General features: G+C 70.6%; 12 protein-coding genes. 5 read left to right on the forward strand and 7 right to left on the reverse strand.

Features of this window, described 5'->3' with window-relative positions; all coding sequences use genetic code 11:
* Positions 1-286 precede the first annotated feature (286 nt).
* Genes AB0J93_RS24845 through AB0J93_RS24860 form a run of 4 tightly spaced genes read left to right on the forward strand, consistent with a single transcriptional unit; the run spans position 287 to position 3482 of the window.
* Positions 287-709 (forward strand): helix-turn-helix domain-containing protein, encoded by a 423-nt coding sequence (locus tag AB0J93_RS24845; protein WP_363924733.1) that lies wholly within the window; start codon positions 287-289, stop codon positions 707-709.
* On the forward strand, positions 706-1491 hold the full coding sequence (gene modA / locus AB0J93_RS24850) for a molybdate ABC transporter substrate-binding protein (protein ID WP_363924734.1): 786 nt from the start codon (positions 706-708) through the stop codon (positions 1489-1491). Before AB0J93_RS24845 ends, modA begins: the two co-directional genes overlap by 4 nt.
* Positions 1492-1494: 3 nt before the next feature.
* On the forward strand, positions 1495-2340 hold the full coding sequence (locus AB0J93_RS24855; RefSeq protein WP_363924735.1) for an ABC transporter permease: 846 nt from the start codon (positions 1495-1497) through the stop codon (positions 2338-2340).
* The gene (locus tag AB0J93_RS24860) at positions 2337-3482 is read left to right on the forward strand and encodes an ABC transporter ATP-binding protein (RefSeq protein WP_363924736.1); all 1146 of its coding nucleotides are present in this window, start codon (positions 2337-2339) and stop codon (positions 3480-3482) included. The genes AB0J93_RS24855 and AB0J93_RS24860 overlap by 4 nt, the downstream gene beginning before the upstream one ends.
* Positions 3483-3551: 69 nt before the next feature.
* On the opposite strand, the gene AB0J93_RS24865 is transcribed toward AB0J93_RS24860, so the two are convergent.
* Positions 3552-7766, reverse strand: a complete 4215-nt coding sequence (locus tag AB0J93_RS24865) for a HEAT repeat domain-containing protein (RefSeq protein ID WP_363924737.1) — start codon at positions 7764-7766, stop codon at positions 3552-3554.
* A 212-nt stretch (positions 7767-7978) separates the two neighbouring features.
* On the opposite strand from AB0J93_RS24865, the gene AB0J93_RS24870 reads away from it, so the two are divergent.
* Positions 7979-9019: an SCO2521 family protein gene (locus tag AB0J93_RS24870; protein ID WP_363924738.1), complete on the forward strand. Its 1041-nt coding sequence runs from the start codon at positions 7979-7981 to the stop codon at positions 9017-9019.
* Here the strand turns inward: AB0J93_RS24870 and AB0J93_RS24875 are convergent, their stop codons facing one another.
* The 6 genes from AB0J93_RS24875 to AB0J93_RS24900 form a co-directional block, all read right to left on the reverse strand.
* On the reverse strand, positions 9020-9988 hold the full coding sequence (locus tag AB0J93_RS24875; protein WP_363924739.1) for an SCO2522 family protein: 969 nt from the start codon (positions 9986-9988) through the stop codon (positions 9020-9022).
* Positions 9988-10917 (reverse strand): SCO2523 family variant P-loop protein, encoded by a 930-nt coding sequence (locus AB0J93_RS24880; protein ID WP_363924740.1) that lies wholly within the window; start codon positions 10915-10917, stop codon positions 9988-9990. The genes AB0J93_RS24875 and AB0J93_RS24880 overlap by 1 nt, the downstream gene beginning before the upstream one ends.
* Entirely contained in the window at positions 10918-12759 is a 1842-nt protein-coding gene (locus AB0J93_RS24885) for an SCO2524 family protein (protein ID WP_363924741.1), read from the reverse strand.
* Positions 12760-12964: 205 nt separating this feature from the next.
* Complete coding sequence (locus AB0J93_RS24890; RefSeq protein WP_363924742.1) at positions 12965-13759, reverse strand: SCO2525 family SAM-dependent methyltransferase; 795 nt, start codon at positions 13757-13759, stop codon at positions 12965-12967.
* A 273-nt stretch (positions 13760-14032) separates the two neighbouring features.
* Complete coding sequence (locus tag AB0J93_RS24895; protein ID WP_363924743.1) at positions 14033-14542, reverse strand: hypothetical protein; 510 nt, start codon at positions 14540-14542, stop codon at positions 14033-14035.
* A 283-nt stretch (positions 14543-14825) separates the two neighbouring features.
* Positions 14826-17204 carry a tetratricopeptide repeat protein gene (locus AB0J93_RS24900; protein ID WP_363924777.1) on the reverse strand — a complete coding sequence of 793 codons (2379 nt, stop codon included), beginning with the start codon at positions 17202-17204 and terminating at the stop codon, positions 14826-14828.
* Positions 17205-17276 lie beyond the last annotated feature (72 nt).

Below are 17276 nucleotides of genomic sequence, written 5' to 3' on the forward strand. Positions count from 1 at the left end.
GGCGGGGCTCCAGACGCGAGCGTTACGGGGAGCCTCCATGCTGTTAGCGTTAACATAGATCGTCAAGACCTTGGCCGAGATCGATCCGAAATATTCGTGAAACAGCACCGTGCCGGACTCAGCATCCGGTGCTGTTTCACAAGCACTGCGACCACCACTGACGAGCCTCCGCACCAAGCGCGCGGGGCCAAAATCGCAACTGCGGCTCTAAGACTCATACTCGGGCCGCAGATTCGAGACTCTTCTTCACTTCAGGCTCGTGGATGCGTGGCGTAGGGTGAGCGCCGTGACGATGTTTCGCATGGGCGAGGCGGCGGAACTGCTCGGCGTCAGCGCGGACACGGTGCGGCGCTGGGTGGATGCCGGCCGCCTCGGCGCCGCCCGCGACGAGCAGGGACATCGCGTCATCGACGGCGTCGACCTGGCCGCTTTCGTCCGAGCGCAGGCCGATGACCCGGACGACCGGGCGGACGAGTCCTCGGCACGTAACCGGCTGCGGGGCATCGTCACCGCCGTGCTCAAGGACGCCGTGATGGCCCAGGTGGACATCCAGGCCGGCCCGTTCCGGGTGGTGTCGCTGATGAGCCGCGAGGCCGTCGACGACCTGGGACTGACGGTCGGCTCGGTGGCGATCGCGGTGATCAAATCGACCACTGTCGTCGTGGAGAAACCCTCGGCCCACCCGGACGGCAGGAGGAGCGCTTCATGACAGCGCGACGGCTCGCCCTGTACGCCACCCTGACGATGGTGGGGCTGGTCGGCTGCGGCGGTGGCGACACCGCCGACCCGCGGCCGCAGGGCGGTGCCGGCACCGTGACCGGTGACGTCACGGTGTTCGCCGCCGCGTCGCTCACCGAGTCGTTCACCCGGGTCGGCGCGGACTTCGAGGCGGCGAATCCCGGCGTACGGGTCACCTTCAGCTTCGCCGGCAGTTCCGCCCTCGCGAACCAGATCAACCAGGGTGCGCCGGCCGACGTGTTCGCCTCCGCCTCCCCCGCGAACATGACGACCGTCGCCGGCGCCGGCAACAGCGACGGCAGCCCGAGCGTCTTCGTACGCAACCAGCTCGTGATCGCGGTACCCGATGGCAACCCGGGCGGGGTGAACGGACTGGCCGACCTGGCCCAACCGGGCGTCAAGGTCGCGCTCTGCGCCGAACAGGTCCCCTGTGGCGCGGCGGCGGCGAAGGCCCTGGACGGCGCCGGGGTGGAGCTCACCCCGGTCACGCTGGAACAGGACGTCAAGGCGGCCCTGTCCAAGGTGCGGCTGGGCGAGGTCGACGCGGCACTTGTGTACCGCACCGACGTGCGGGCCGCCGACGACGACGTGGACGGCATCGAGTTTCCCGAATCGGCCGGGGCGATCAACGACTATCCGATCGTCGTGCTGAAGAACGCCCCGAACGGGCCGGCGGCCCAGGCGTTCGTCGACCATGTGCTCTCCAACCCGGGTCAGGCCGTCCTCACCGCCGCCGGATTCCAGGCCCCGTAGTCGATGTCCCGGCATGACAACCCGACCGCCGCGCCCGCCCGGTCCGCGCCACCACCACGAACCAGGCGCACCGGTCGGGTACCCGTGGCGTTGCTGCTGCCCGCCGCCCTCGGCCTGCTCTTCCTGGTACTTCCGCTGGCCGGTCTGCTGATCCGTACGCCGTGGAGCACCCTCCCGCAGCGACTCACCGAGCCGGGGGTGCTCACCGCGCTGCGGCTGTCCGTCCAGGCCGCCACCCTCGCCACGCTGCTCTGCCTCGTCCTCGGGGTGCCCCTGGCCTGGCTGCTCGCCCGCGTCGACTTCCCGGGCCGCCGCCTCGTTCGGGCCCTGGTCACCGTGCCGCTGGTGCTGCCGCCGGTGGTCGGCGGCGTGGCTCTGCTGCTCGTCTTCGGCCGGCGGGGCATCCTCGGCGGCTGGCTCGACAGCACCTTCGGGTTCACTCTGCCGTTCACCACGCCCGGTGTGGTGCTCGCCGAGGCCTTCGTCGCGATGCCGTTCCTGGTGATCGCCGTCGAGGGAGCGCTGCGCGGCGCGGACGTCCGGTACGAGGAGGCGGCGGCGACCCTCGGCGCCGGCAGGTGGACCACCTTCACCCACGTCACGCTCCCGTTGGTCGCGCCGGGCATCGCCGCCGGAGCGGTGCTGTGCTGGGCTCGGGCGCTCGGCGAGTTCGGCGCCACCATCACCTTCGCCGGCAACTTCCCCGGCCGTACGCAGACCATGCCACTCGCGGTGTACCTCGCCCTCGAAACCGACCTGGAGGCGGCGATCGTGCTCAGTCTCGTCCTGCTCACCGTCTCGGTGGTGATTCTGGCCAGCCTCCGCGACCGCTGGCTCGGCAGCTCATGACCGCCGATCCGAACTCCCCCGGCGTCGATCCGGGCCCGCCGGGCGATCCGTCGCCCGGTCGTGCCGTGCTCGACGCCCACCTCGTCGTGGACCGTGGCACCTTCCTGCTCGACCTGCCGTTGACCATCCGCCCCGGCGAGGTCGTCGCTCTGCTCGGACCCAACGGCGCCGGCAAGACAACCGCGCTGCGTGCCCTCGCCGGCCTGCTCCCCCTCACCGGCGGGCACCTCAGCCTCGCCGGCCGCCACCTGGACCATCCCGGCCGGCGGATCTGGACCCCGACCGAGCAGCGCCCGATCGGTGTCGTCTTCCAGGACTACCTGCTCTTCCCACACCTGACCGCGCTGGACAACATCGCGTTCGGGCCACGTCGACAAGGGTTGAACCGGCAGCGGGCCCGGCAGCGGGCAGCGGACTGGCTGAGCCGGGTCGGGCTCGCCGAACATGCCCGGCGCAAGCCCCGACACCTGTCCGGCGGGCAGGCCCAACGGGTGGCCCTGGCTCGCGCCCTCGCCGTCGAACCAGCACTGCTGCTGCTCGACGAGCCGCTCGCCGCCCTCGACGCCCGCACCCGGCTCGACACCCGCGCCCAGCTCCAACACCACCTCACCGGCCATTCCGGCGCCACACTGCTGGTCACCCACGACCCGATCGACGCCGTCGTCCTCGCCGACCGACTGGTCATCATCGAACACGGGCAGGTGGTGCAGGAAGGCGACGTCGCCACCGTCACCGCCCAGCCACGCACCGACTACGTCGCCCGCCTGGTCGGTCTCAACCTCTACCGGGGACACGCGGACGGGCACCGCGTCCTGCTCGCCGACGGGTTTCAACTCGTCACCGGCGACCAGCAGAACGGTGGCGTCTTCGTCGCCTTCGCACCGTCGGCGGTGGCGTTGCATCCCGGTCGCCCCGACGGCAGCCCCCGCAACACCTGGCCGGCCACCATCACCGGGATACAGCGCCACGGCGACAACCTGCGGGTGCAACTCGACGGACCGGTCACCGTGGCGGCCGACATCACCCCGGCCGCCGCCGCCCAGCTGCAACTGGCGCCCGGGCGGACGCTGTGGGCCGCCGTCAAGGCCGCCGAAACCCGGGTCTATCCGGCCGCGCCGGCACCCACCGACGCCGAGCCGTAGCCTGACCGCTCGCGGACACCGTCCGCGTCGTCGACAAGCGTCATCGACCACGGCCAACCGGCCCGGCGGTCACGGGAAATCGTCCGGGCTGGTGCCGGGTAGCGTCGCCAGCAGTTGGCCGGCGAGACCCCGGACCGTGGGGTCGGGCTGGCCGGCCAGCCGGACGAGCAACGGCCTGGTCCGGGTGTCCTCGCCGTAGTGCCGGGCGAGCGCGAGCAACGCGGTGCGGCGGATCTCCCAGTCCTCGTCGTCGACCAGCCGCATCAGCAGTTCCCGCACCCCCGTCCGGTCGGCCAGGTTGGCCGCGAGTTGCTCCGCGGCGCGGCGCCGCACCTCCAGCGCCGGATCGTCGCGCACCAGCCCCACCAGCAGCACCCGGACCTCCGGGTCGTTGCCGAAATGCTCGCCGAGCGCGGCCGCGATGCGGGCCCGGATCGCCGGATCCCGATCGGCCAGCCGGCGCATCAGCCGCAGCGTCACCGCCATGGCGGTCTCACCTTGCGCGATCAGGCAGCACACCGCCGCGTCGAAGGCCGCCGGGTCGGTGTCGGACTCGATGCACTCCAGCAACACGTCGGTCACCACGCCGGGACCGCCGTACGCGCTGAGGGTCTCCACGGCGGCGAGTCGGATGCCGGCGTAGCTGTCCCGGCGTGCCCGCCGCGACAGTGTCTCCACCAACCCGTCGGTGCCACCGTGGCGGGCCAGCGCCTGCGCGGCCGCCCGCAGCACGTTCGGATCGGGATCCCGGCGGACCTGCTCGGCGAGGCACTCCACCACCGCCGCGTCGAGCGGCTCACCGAGGCGGGCCAGGCTGCGGGTGACGCGGAGGCGGACGATCGGGTCCCGTTCCCGGGCGGCCCGGCTGATGAGCAGCTCCCGCGTGGCGGACCCGAGCAGCGGCCGGCCGGTGAGCAGGTCCACCGCGGCGAGCCGGACACCGGCGGTGGGGTCCTGGCGGGCCCGTTCCAGCAGCAGCTCGCCGGTGCGGTGATCCGGGTACGCCTCGGCCAGCGCACGCACCGCGGCGAGCCGCACCGTCGCGTCGTCGTCCGTCCGCGCCGCCTGCGCGGCAACCACCCATCCGCTGTCGTCCACCCGGTACCGGTCGGTCAACACCGTCACCGCCGCCGCCCGCACCGACGCGTCCTCGTCCTGCTCGATCCGGTCCACCAGCCGGTCCCGGCACCGCCCGTCCGGATCTTTTACCAGCACCAGTCGCTGAACAGCGACCGCACGGACCCGTGCCGAGGCGTCCGAGCCGGCCAGTTTGAGCAGCAGCTCGGTGCCCTCCGTGCCGCCCCGCCCCGGCAGCAGCTCGCACACCAGACAGCGCCGCACCTCGTCGTGGGAGTCACCGGCGATCCGGGACAACGCCCGCCCACGGGCCGTCTCGCTCTGCTCGGGCAGGGTGAGCAGGCAACGCAGCGCGGACTGCACCACGCCGGGGTCGGTGTCGGTGGCCAGCAGCCGATGCAGCGTCTCGGTGACGTCGGGCAGGTCGAGACAGCGTGCGGCGAGCACCGTCACGGCCGCCCGTCGCACGCCGGTGTCCCGGTCCTCGGTCGCCCGCGTCAGCAGCAACCGTCGAACGTCCTCGGCCAGCTCGGCCCGCCCGCCGAGGGACTGCACGGCGAGGGCGCGGACCGCCGCGTCGGCGGAACCGGCGAGTTCGCGCAGCGCCACGACCAGGTCGCCGCCGGCACCGAAGTTGGCGACCAACGCGCGGACCGCGGCCTGACGGACCGCGGTCGAGCCTTCCGCCCGGGCCTGTGCGAGCAGCAGGTCCTGGCAGTGGCGGCGGCTGCGGCCGGTGGTGTCCAACCTCCCGGCGGCCTCCGCCAGGCCGGCGACCAGCGCGATCCGCGCCTGCCGCTCGCGGCCCTGCCCGAGCTCCCGGACCAGCAACTCCTCCAGTTGCTCATCGGCGGTGGACAGCACCGCCGCGGACCGGGTGGCGAAGGTGGAACCTGAGCGCCAGCTGGTATGCACCCCGCGGCGGCGGTACCAGTGCAGGAAGGCGGCCCGACCGGGCCAGTGCGGCCCGAGCGCCCGGATCGAGGAGAGCAGCTCCTGCTCGGTGACCTCGACGACGTTCGGATCGTCGGCGGAGATGCCGTGCTCGACCAGCAGCACGACCTGGCGTAGCACCGCCTCGCCGGCACCGGCCAGCCCGGCCGGCCGCGGTGCCTCCGCCACGCACTGCGCGGCCAGCACCAGGTTCCACGGTGGGCTGGGCAGGTTGAGCGGCGGCCACGGTCGGTTGACCTCGGTGGCCAGCAGGGTCACCAGGTCGTTGGCAACCTCGGCGGGCAACGCGCTGGCGACCAGCCGCAGCACCTCCCGCCAGGACGGATCTGCCCAGTTCTCGCGGAACAGCGCACGCAACTGGTCGATCCCCCAGGTGTCCGGGTCATGATCGAACCTGTCCACGATCTCCTCGGCACAGAAGAACTCCAGGAACGTACGGTGCACGAACCCGAACAGGCGCAGCCCGTACCGTTCCAGGATGAAACTGCGCTGGCGCAGTTTGTCGATCATCGAGTACGCCATGGCGTGCGCGCGTTCGTTCTCGAAACCGTAGAACTCCACCAGGTGGTCCCGGAAGATGCGGGACAGTTCGTCCGCCTCGATGTAGTTACCGGCCGGTCCCGACTCCCGGCACTGCATCCAGAAGGCCAGGTGGCGCAGCAACCGCAGCTTCGCCTGCGGATCCAACGGCGGTACGTCGCCGTGGCTTTCCCGCAGTTGCTTGGTCACGTCCCATTCGGAGATCAGCACATCCGTGACGTGCGCGTAGAGCCGGCGACGGTTTCGGGGCAGTGGGCGGTCCCGACCGACGATGGCCATGAGCATCAGCAGTAACGGGTTACCGGCGATCTCGTGCATCGCCCGGGACCGCCGCACCACGTCGAGGATCTGCCGCCGCTGCCGGTCCGCCTCGACCGACGGGGTCGGCACCACGTACTGATACCAGTTGCCGAGGAACCGCGCGATCCGCTCGTCGTCGAGATCCTCCAGGGTGAAGTGGTCGAATCCGGCGTTGGCGAAGGTGTGCCGGAGGTAGCCGGCCGCCCGGGAGGTGACGACCGTGCGCACCCCGGGGTACTCGTTGGCGAAGGTGGCGATCTGCGCGGCCATCTCCTCCCGTTGCGCCGGGTCGAACACCTCGTCCAGCCCGTCGAAGAGGAACAACGCCTGCCCGCCCTGCCGCAGGTACGCCTCCAGCACGTCCCGGTCGATCCCGGCCAGCCCCTGCTGGTGCCGGTGGCCGACGTAGTCCAACAGGCCGTCACACCGCCCGTCCCCACGATGCGCCGCGTACGATCGCAGCTCGATCAGGACGGGAAGATACCGGTCCAGCGTCGCCAGCCGGGGTTCCTCACAGACCCCGGCCAGCGCGAGGACGAGGTAGCGTGCCGCCGCCGATTTGCCGGAACCGGGATCGCCGAGCAGCACCATGGCCCGTCGGGCCGGGTCGCAGACCACGTCGAACAGCGCCGACGCCTCCTTGGCCGCGTACTCCTCCCAGAGTCGTTCCACGTCCCTCGGGTCCACCACGCCGGGCAGCGCGCCGGCGTCACCGTCCGGCCCGGAGCCTGCCCAACGCCACCAGGCCAGCGGCATCTCCGGCCGGGCGTCCTCATGCACCCGCGGCTCGACGAACACGTTGGACAGCCCGATGGTGAGGTAGCCGATGGTGGGCCGGGGTGCGACGGCGTCCAGGGGCACCGCCTGATACCGCAGCCGCAGTTGCTTGTGGTACTGGCTGCGGACCGCCTCCGGCAGGTGGGTGTCGGGGTCGCCGGGCTCACGCGCCGGTGACCGGCCGCTGCGCACGTCGGCCAGCGCCACGGTGACCTTCGCCGACAGATCGTCCACGCTGGAGAAGAACGCGCACAGGTGGCGTTCCTTCAATTCGTTGCGCAACGCCACGATCTGCTGCCAGTCGCCGTTGCGGTCGATCATGTCGACCGGCCAGGGCGTGTCCTCGGCGAGTAGGAAGATCAGGCACGGCTTGCCGGCCGCGAGTGCCTCACGGTATTCCAGCTCCGTGATGGAGGACTCCTGGCCGGCCGGCCGGTAACCGTAGCGCCAGGCGAAGAGCCCGACGTAGAGATCACATCGGCGTACGTCGGTCAGGCAGCGTTCCAGGGGTGGGCGGACGTCGGCCCCGTACGCCTCCATGGCGACGTCCTCGATCTCCAGGCGACGCGCCACGGCGTGCACGGCCGCGCGGTATTCCAGCAGGTCCTTTTGGGTGGCTGAAATGTAGACCTTCATCGACGGCAAACTCCAGGGGTGGCTGGCGACCGCATTCTTCAAAATATCAGTCGTCGTCACATCCATCGGACCCGTGAAGTCCGCACCCCCGGGCACATATCGGCTTTCCCGCCACGGATGGGCCTATGATGGCCGCGGGACGGATTCGGTCCGGTCACCGGCCGCAGGCCCATGCCCGCCGGTGTCCCCCGTGGTGCCGATGCGGAGGAACGATGCTCACGGTGGGCGAGGTGCACACCAGCCTGCTACAGCACAGCACGGCGCTGGCGCAGGACCAGAGCGCCGAGGTGCTCAGCCTGGTGGAGGGCGAGGCGGTGCTGACCTCCCGGCGTCCGTCGCTGTACGCGGTCTCACCCGACGTCCGTACCGGTGTGGACTGCTGGCTGCCGAGCGCGAAGAACCGCCAGTTGCGGGGGGTGGGCGCGGTGGTCACCCGGGCTGTCATCACCGGCGGCCGGATCGTGCAGGCCTCCTCCATCATCCAGGTCGTCGCCGGGGAGCGCCGCCGGCCGTGGTCGCACTACCTGGCCAACTCGGGGGTGTTGGAGACGGTCGGCAAACTCGACGCCGACGATCTGACGAACGGTTTCCTGCACGGCAACGCCGCCGACGTGCTGAACCTGGACGCGATCACCGGCCGAGTGCTCGACAGTGTGCAGATGTCCGACCTGCTGGACCGGCGTCCACCACTGCGTGCGGCGCGCACCCGGCTGCGGTGGACAGCCCGGGTGCATCAACAGTCGGGCGAGAACGCCACGGCGGACGTCGCGGTGGACTCACCGACGCTGCGCACCGTACGTCTCACGGTGAGCGCCCAGGACGTGCCGGCGGCGGTCGCCGGCCTCTGCGAGGATCTTGCCCTGCACGACTGGTTGCTCACCATGCTCTCCGCCCTGGTGGAAGCCGCGGTGACCCGGGCCGGCTCGACGCAGGAGCACATCGAACGGCTGCGGCCGGTGCTGGAGCACCTGTTGCATCTGTGGCTGCCCGGTGCCCGGGTCGACCCACGGCTGCGGCCGATCTGGGACCGCCTGGAGCAGGTACCCGGGTTCAGCCGCCAGTGGCAGTCCTCGGTCAACTGGATCCGGGATCAGATCACTGTCGGCAACATGGCCATCCTGCGCGACCTGGCCGCCCGGGCGGCGGTCGCCCAGCCGTGCGGGCCCGGCACGCTCACCGAACCGTTCTCGACCGCCGGCAGTGGCCCGTCGGACCGCAGGATCGGTCGCGGTGCGCAGGCACCGCGCGGCTGATCACTCCCCGATGAACACGTAGCTCAGCCGGTCGACCAGTTCGTCGGGCAGTTCCAGACCCTCACTGCCGGCCCGCTTGGCGACCTGCCGCGCGACCGCCGGTGGCACCGCCACCTGCCCGAGGATGGTCCGCACGGCCAGCTCGACCGGAAGGTACCGGGTGTCCATCAGCGTCACCGTGCGGTACCCGCAGAACGGCGTGGCGTCCGGATTGAGCTGGACGATCGCGGGTAGGCGGTCCCAGTCGGTCGGCAGCGGCTCGTCGGGGGGAAGCTGGTACGGCTGGGTGATCGTCTGCCCCCGGTGCCGCAGCACACCCAGCCGGGTCATCTGCCACACCGAGGCGAGCAGCGCGCAGGCCCACACCCGACCGTCCGGCTCGTCGGACCACAGTTCGATGTCGACGAAGATGGAGTGCGGCGCGTCGCCGGACTGCAGCGGCGGGGACCACGGCAACGGCAGCGTCATCGCGGGCGCGTCGGCGTGCCCCGGCGTACGCTTGCCGTTGGACAGCCAGCCCGACTCACTCAGCGGCGGGCGGCTCCCCGTGGTGTGCCGTGGCGGCTCCACGACCAGTGTGTCCACCACCAGCCGGGCCAGTTCGACGTCGTCGTAGCGGGCGAAGCTGGACTCGCGGGCCACGTAGTCGAGCACCAGCCCGTGCTCCGCCGCGGCCTGCTGCACCTGCGGGATCACCTCGCGCGGCGTGGCGAACCGGTGGAAGTAGTCATCGATGAGGAAACACGTGCTGATCCTCGGTTGCCGATGGGGCCGCAGCCCTCGGCGGGCCAGCGCCGGAATCGCCTGCGCCCAGTCCGCGATCCGGGCGAACTTGCGCCGCAGGTCCCGGCATCCGTCGCCGAAGTCCTCGGCGTAGACGTGCCCCAACTCCACCGACAGGTGCGAGTACGGCACGCTCTCCGTCCGACGTACCGCGGCTGCCTCCTGAAACCTGACATCCACGCTCATCACACGGTCTCCCATGCGGTCTCGTCGAAGAGCTTCTCGGTCAGCTCCACGAAGGCGTCCACGGTCCTGGCGTTGGCGATCTTGGCCTGCACGTCATTGTCCGAGATCAGCTGCTCGCGCCATTGCAGGAGCGGGTCCAGTGGTACCGCGCCGAGCAGGCTGGTCCGGCCGGTGCCGCGCCGGCGGGCCAGTTCCCCCAGCTCCGCGTCGCATCTGCGCAGGAACGCCTGCTGCGCCAGGTCGAGATGGCCCACCTCCGGCCCGCGCGAGTCGATCACCGCGGTCCGCACGAACCGCAGTGACTCTCGTAGCCGGTCCGGTTCATGGCCGTACTCCTTGCCCATGGCCAGGATCCCGCCGGCCTCGAAGGCGAGATCCGCCGCCGCCATCACGTGCTGCGGCGTCCAGCGGTGGAAGACCAGCCATCGCACGGTCACCTTGCGCAGGGTCCGGTTGGCGGTCGCCGCCAGTGCGATCTGGCTGGCGTACGACCGACCGGCGCTCAGATCCACAAGGGTCAGGTCGAACTCCTCCTCCAACCGGAGGAAGAGTTCGGCGCAGCGCCGGCCGATGTCGTCGGTGAAGCCGAACTCGCTGCCGTTGCGCTGCCCGGGCAGCAGCACCAGCGAACCCGACCCGGTCGGTCGTTGCCGCAGGCTGACCCGTTCCGAGGTGCCCCACACGTCCAACTGCTCCGGGGACGGGATCTCGCCACGCAGGTACCGGTGCAGGCCACCGCCGTTCGGGCCGGCACCCTCGATGCCGTTTGTGGCCTGGGGAATCTGGAACGTGATGCCGGCCGTCGGCGAACCGAAGTCGTAGTCCAGGTAACAGGTGGAGCGGCCGGAGAGCGCGCTGCGGTAGGCGATGTTCGCCGCGGTCACCGAGCGTCCGGTGCCACCCTTGTGCGACGTGACGAAGACCAGCATTCAGATCCCCTCGCTGGCCTTCTGTTGGCCGGTGGTGATGTCGTTCAGCTGTAGCAGCAGGGTGTTGGCCAGCGCGGCGGCCGTGCCCGGCTGGTCGTCCACGAGCGACTGCGCGCGGCGCAGCGTCGCCCGGATGCTGCGCATGCTGCGCTGCATCGCCTCACCGGCGAAGGTGCCGCTCATCAGCTCCCGGTCGAACACGTACTCGGCCTCGTCGATGAGGTCCTGGGCGTACGTGGCGAGGTTCACGGCTCGGGGGAACTGCCGCTCCCAGAGCAGCTGACCGGCGTTGACCAGGGCCTGCACGACCCGCTCGGTCAGATACCAGGAGGGCGCCTCGGGCAGCGGAGCCAACTCGGGGAATGCACCACCGGCGTGATCCCACAGCCCTCGGTGCCGACCTTCGGGAATGCGCCGCAACAGGAGGTGTTCCCACACCTCGTCCGCGAGTTCGAGCAGCTCGCTGCGGTGCCGGGCATTGTTCAACAGGCCGGCGACGGTGGTGGCCCGCTGGAGCAGCACCGTGGAGAACTCGTTGACGTTCCACGTCATGATCGGCTTGGAGGTGGCGTCGTTCAGGGTCACCTGCTTGCCCGGGGCATGCACGACCAACGCGGCCTCGTTGGGCGAGGCACGCCGGGTGATCCGACCTCGCTGTGCCAGCTCCACCAGCACGTTCCCGATCCGCCCGAACTCCTCGTCACCGCCGCGACCACTGGCGACCAGCCCTTTCACCGCCAGCGACGTGGCCTGCAGGGTGTAGTAGTCGGTCCGGTCGCCGTCGGTGGTACGCCAGGGAATGTCCTCGATCGGCCACCGGCGCCGGTTGCCGAAGGTCGCCACCGTCGCCCAGTACCTCCGGGTCAACTCCCAGCGCAGTTGCAGGATCCGGAACAGTCGCTGCTGTTCCTCGTTGAGCAGGCCGAGCAGGCGGGTACGTTCGGAGTTGAGATCGTCGATGGCGTCCACCGCGATGACGGTGAAGTACAGGTAGGGGGCGTTCTCCGCCGAGCCCTCGCGCTGCGGGCCGATCGGCTCGGTCGTCGTCACCTCATCGGCACCGGCGATCGTCCCCCACGACCAGCCGCACTCGAAGAGCATCTCGCTGCTGTCCAGGTCCTCGGTGACCTGACCGGATCCGACCACCACGTTGCGCAGGCTAGCCATGGTGTCCCGCAACTGCGCCCGCAACGCGGCCACCACCTCACGGCGCGGCGCCTCGTCCTGGTTGACCATGTCGCAGAGTCGGATGCCGAACTCGTCGCTCGCGGCGAAGACCGAGGTGCTGAAGCTGCGGAGCAACCCGACCATGGCCGCGGTGAGCCGGATGCTGGCCATCTCCTCCAGCTTGTCCAACTGGGCGCGCAGGTCGGCCCGCTGGGTGGCGGGGCGGTAGATCTTGACGAAACCGATGGTCGCCAGGGTGAGCGTGACCGACACCGCGAACGAGTCGACCACGTCCATGGAGCGTTGCTCGTCGGTGAGGTCCGGACCACCTTCGACCGGGGTGAGGTAGCTGCCACCACCGAAGGTCGGCGCACCGTTGTCGTCGGTGTAGCGGACGAAGTACTCGGACATGATCTTGACCAGCCGGCGGGGAATCTCTATCGCGCCGCCGATCGCGCCGAGAGCCTCGATGACCTCCTCGTCGATCCGGTCCGGATCGTCGAGTGACAGCACCGGGATCTTGGTCGCCGGCAGCAGCAGGGTCAGCAGTTGCTCCGCGTCGCTGATGGAATTGGACCCGCTCCGACCGCCCCAGTCCCATTCGCCGTTGCGTAGACAGCTACGCACCGTGGCCCGCCAGATGTCGAGAATCTCCTGGCGCGGCTGCATCCGCATGGTCCACCACCGTCTGCTGTAGTCGTCGAAACGGAGTTGCTGATGTTGCCTGGCCAACGATGATCCACGATGACGTGCACCCATCATCGTATCGCTGCCGGAGCGTGACCTGAACGGCCGTGCGTACCGATGTGCCGGCGAAATCAGCTGGCCCAAGCGTCCAGGTGAGAGCGATGCGGATGTCCGGGGCGGACAATGCGCGAGGTCAGCCGCGGCTACGTCCGGTGACCAGCAGCATGCCCAGATATCCGTCGCGCAGCGACGGCGTGGGGCGCACCTCGTGCATGTCCACGTCGTACGCACCGGCCGCGAAGCTCGCCACCACCTCCGCGCGGTGCAGTCGCACGGCCGGAAACCAGTGCTGTCCGACGCGGTAGCCGTTCGAGCCCAGCATGAACGCCGCGGCGAACGGCGAACCGGGACGCAGCGCCCCCAGGAACCGGCCGATCGCGCGCTCCGCCTCGGCCCGCTCAGCCGAGATCGAGCAGGCCACGAAGAACATGGTGCCCGCGCCCCAGGCCCGTCTGGGCAGGTCGAATACGCTCAGCTGCGACACCCGACCCACCCGGGCCAGGTGGCTGCGGGGGTCGGTCAGCGCCGCGTACGCCGAGTGCTCCGCACACACCTGCCAGTACGCGTCCCAGCAGTCGTCATAGCCGCTGATCTGGTTACGCAACCAACGCACATTCGCCGTGGAATATTCACAGAGTTCGACACTGCGCGCGAATGGCAGAAGCGACAGTGCCGGGTAGAGGTTTGCGCCGGAGCCGACGTCGACACAGTGTGCGCCGGCAATCTTCGCGCCCGCGAAAAAGTCTCTGATCCGACAGAGGATTTCGCGATCATCATCCCGCAGGACCGAGTAGTTGTGCTGGACGTAGGCACCCGGATCGAAGCCGTCCCACTCGACCTCGGAATTGACCGTTCCCGGGGACTCAACTCGTGGCGGCGAGGTCGACGGCCCACTACAACCTGCACCAGCCGCCGGAATCAATGCCATGGAGATGCCTCCATTGAAGTCGGCAGATCACTGTGGTCGTTGCCCCGACGCACGCAGCCCGTCGCCCATTATGCATCGGACGCGATACCGATTCGCAAGTGTCGACGTTCACGCGACTCGATCAACGGGGTCGGTATCGTGCCGTCGCCAACGATGATTGATCGCTGTCGACCACAACCGTTCCGGCGGCCGGGGTGGACCGCGATCAGCCGGCGGCCCCGATCAGCCGCCGGGCCAGATCGGCGGACGTACGCGACCGGCCGATGGATGCGATCAGCCGCCGGCGCCCTCGGCCGAGCCGTCCGGGCCGAGCGCGCCCTCCACCTCGCCCACGTCGAGGTGTACGTGCTGGTGCCCCTGCCCGGCGTCGATGTTGACCTGGTCGAGCTGGGTCGCGGCGACCGACCACGTGGTGACGGCGAGGGTCGCCTGCCGCGCGGCCAACTGCATCCGCTCCGCGCGCCCGGTGGCCGGACCGGCCAGCGCGAGAGCGACGGAGTCGACCGCGACGGCCGCCTGGTCGACGGCGCTACGCAGACCTCCACGGGCGACGTTGGTGGCGGTCATGCCCGATGGCGGGTCGGCGAACTGGGCAATCAGCCGCCGCATGGTCTGCTGCCACTTGTCGACCTGGGCCCGCTCGGGCACGCGCCCCGCCTCGGCGTCCTGCCGGACGGCTCGGATGATCGGCGCGAGTTCCTCGCCCGTCCGGTGCGCCATCTCGGTGAGTTCGACGATCTGCTGCGCGTCCCGCTCGGCGTCGGCCTGGCGCATCTTCGCCACGCTAGCCTCCGTCGGGTCCGGTCGACCGACCGCGTGCCCGACCAGCCCGCCGGCCGGGGCCGCCACCAGAACCGCAGCCGCGGCAGTGGCGACGATCCACGTCCTCTTCCGGTGCTGCCGCGCGGGCGGGGCAGCAAGGTAGGAGGGCCTTCCGGTTCGACGGGACATGACACCCCTCGCATCGACGGCTGTTGCCTGGGAGCGTAGCCCTTACCTCAAGCAACGTCGATAGTTTGCGAACCGCAGACCGAACTTTCGCCGGGAACAACGAAAGCCGATCGACCTACCCCTCGGCCGGCGCGCCCAGCCGGACGAGCGCGCTACGGGCGCGGGCCTGTTCCTCGGGTCTGTCGATCTCCGTGGCCAGGGTCAGCGCCTCGACGTGCCGCGCGACCGCCTCGTCGCGTGCGCCCTGTCCGGTCAGCGCCCGACCCAGCCCGTTGAGCACGCACGCCTCGCCGTACCGTTCCCCGATGTCGCGGAAGAGGGCGAGGGCCGGCTCGTAACACTCGACGGCGTCCGCGAACCTGCCCAGCGCGACGTAGGCGTCGCCCAGGTTGTTCAGCGCGGTCGCCTCGCCGCCGAGATGCCGCAGCTCGCGGAAGATCGCCAGGGCACGGCCGTTCTGGTCGACGGCCGTACCGGGGCGGCCCAACCGTTCCTGGACGGCGCCCAGGTTGGTCAGGGTGTTGGCCTCGCCGACCCGGTCGCCGATCTGGACGAAGCGGTCGAGCGCCAGCTCGTGGTATCCACCGGCGCGCTCCCAGTACCCGGCCGCGCTGTGCACCACGCCGAGGTTGCCGAGCACCCGGGCCTCCCCGCGACCGTCGCCGGCCGCGCGGAACAACGGCAGTGCGCGTTCCAGATGCCCGATGCCCTCCGGATAGCGACCCAACTGCCAGCACACCACACCCAGATTGGTAAGCGCGGTGGCCTCGGCGACGGTGTCGCCGAGCAGCCGCGCCGCGTGCTCGGCCTCGGTGTGCACCGTGATCGCATCGGCCGGATAACCACCGTTGTCGAGGTAGACGTACAGGGTGCCGGCGAGCCATACGGCGTGCTGAGGCCAGCCGTTGCGGGCCGCGTGCACGCACACCGCCACGAGTGTGGCGCGCTCCGCGTCCAGCCAGCGCAGGGCGGTCCTGGGCTTGTCCAGCATCGGGACGGCCGGGGACGGCTGTGGCAGTGGCGGTCGGCGATGACGCTCGGCCGGATACAGCGCCTCCATCGCCGCCGCCGCGCTGTACAGGTAGTGGTCGAGCAGACGAGTCAGGGCGGCCCGACGATCCGCCGGTCGGTCCTCCTCCCGGCCGCGCTCCCCCGCGTAGGCGCGAACGAGGTCGTGCAACGCGTACCGCCCGACGACGGGCTGCTGGACCAGATACTCGGCGGCGAGATGACGCAGGTCGGCCGCGGCGGCGGCCGGGTCGGTGTCCAGCAGGGCGGCGGCACCGTGCTCGTCCAGATCCGCGCCCGGATGCGCGGCCATTCGCCGCAGCAACGTCTGCCGCCGGTCAGGAAGATGCTGGTACGACAGGTGCAGCGCCAACTCCACACCGCTGTCGAGCCGGCGGTGTCGGTGACGCTCGTCCAGCCGGTCGGCGTGGTCGGTCACCGTCCACCCGGGCCGCGACCCCATCTGACCGACGACCACGCTCAGCGCCAACGGCAGGTATCCGCAGCGCAACGCGACCCGCCGGTGGGCCGACGGATCGCTGCCCACCGCCACGCCCGGGTTCGACCGGACCAGCAGCCGCTCCGCCTCCTCCGGGGTGAACAGGTCGAGGTCGAGATGCACCGCCTCGTCGAGGTCGGCGAGCCGGCGCCGGGAGGTGATCAGCGTCAGGGTGCCGGCCGACCGGGCCAGGAGCGGACGTACCTGCTCCGCACCGGCTGCATTGTCGAGCACGATCAGCACCCGCCGGCCCGCGAGCCGATCTTCGAACGCCGTCGCGCGCTCCGCCAGGCCGAACGGGATCTCGTGGCCGGACATGCCCAGCAGGCGCAGGAAGCCGTCCAGCACCGCGCCCGGCTCGGCCGGTGGCTGCCCCGGATCCGGATGGTAGCCACGCAGGTCGACGAAGATCGTCGTATCGAAGTGCCCCTCGTCGACAAGCGACTGGCCGGCGTGTACCGCGAGGTGGGTCTTGCCGACCCCGGCCATCCCGGCGAGCACGCAGATCTCCGCGCCGCGCCCGGCCCGGCCGGGAGCAGCCGGACCGGGCTCTGCGGTCAGCGCGGCCAGCTCCCTGAGCCGGGTCAGCTCCGCCTGACGGCCCGTGAAGGCCCCCGCATCGTCGGGCAACCGGTCGAGTACCCGCACCTGGGCGGCCGCGGTCGTCTCGGCGAGACTCACCCGCAGTGCCTGTCGCCAGTGCGCGAGGTAACCCGTCTCGTCGTGCAACGCCTGCACCACGGCGAGCATCAGGTCGGCGTTGATCCGCCGCCGCCCGGTCTTGAAGCAGTCCACGACGGTGCCTCTGCGGGCCATCTCGTCGACGGGACGACCGTCGGACCGCCACCGCTCGTTGACCCGCCGGGTGATCGTCTCGTACGAGGGATCACCGGCCCAGAGCTTGAGTGCGCGCAGGCAACCGATCAGTTCGTCAAGGCTGTGGGCCGTGCCCGGGTCGGGTGGCCCGTTGGACACGGCAGCCTTCATGACACCCACGAGTTGTGACGATAACAATCGATCCGATGCCACCCCGTACGGAATCGTTTGGACTTCGCCGAC

This window comes from Micromonospora sp. NPDC049374 (assembly GCF_040677165.1).
In the GTDB taxonomy this organism is placed as follows: domain Bacteria; phylum Actinomycetota; class Actinomycetes; order Mycobacteriales; family Micromonosporaceae; genus Micromonospora.

Coding starts and splice junctions, on each gene's coding strand:
- modA (WP_363924734.1), top strand. CDS start 706: ATGACAGCGCGACGGCTCGCCCTGTACGCCACCCTGACGATGGTGGGG.
- AB0J93_RS24855 (WP_363924735.1), top strand. CDS start 1,495: ATGTCCCGGCATGACAACCCGACCGCCGCGCCCGCCCGGTCCGCGCCA.
- AB0J93_RS24860 (WP_363924736.1), top strand. CDS start 2,337: ATGACCGCCGATCCGAACTCCCCCGGCGTCGATCCGGGCCCGCCGGGC.
- AB0J93_RS24865 (WP_363924737.1), bottom strand. CDS start 7,766: ATGAAGGTCTACATTTCAGCCACCCAAAAGGACCTGCTGGAATACCGC.
- AB0J93_RS24870 (WP_363924738.1), top strand. CDS start 7,979: ATGCTCACGGTGGGCGAGGTGCACACCAGCCTGCTACAGCACAGCACG.
- AB0J93_RS24875 (WP_363924739.1), bottom strand. CDS start 9,988: ATGAGCGTGGATGTCAGGTTTCAGGAGGCAGCCGCGGTACGTCGGACG.
- AB0J93_RS24880 (WP_363924740.1), bottom strand. CDS start 10,917: ATGCTGGTCTTCGTCACGTCGCACAAGGGTGGCACCGGACGCTCGGTG.
- AB0J93_RS24885 (WP_363924741.1), bottom strand. CDS start 12,759: ATGCGGATGCAGCCGCGCCAGGAGATTCTCGACATCTGGCGGGCCACG.
- AB0J93_RS24890 (WP_363924742.1), bottom strand. CDS start 13,759: ATGGCATTGATTCCGGCGGCTGGTGCAGGTTGTAGTGGGCCGTCGACC.
- AB0J93_RS24900 (WP_363924777.1), bottom strand. CDS start 17,204: ATGAAGGCTGCCGTGTCCAACGGGCCACCCGACCCGGGCACGGCCCAC.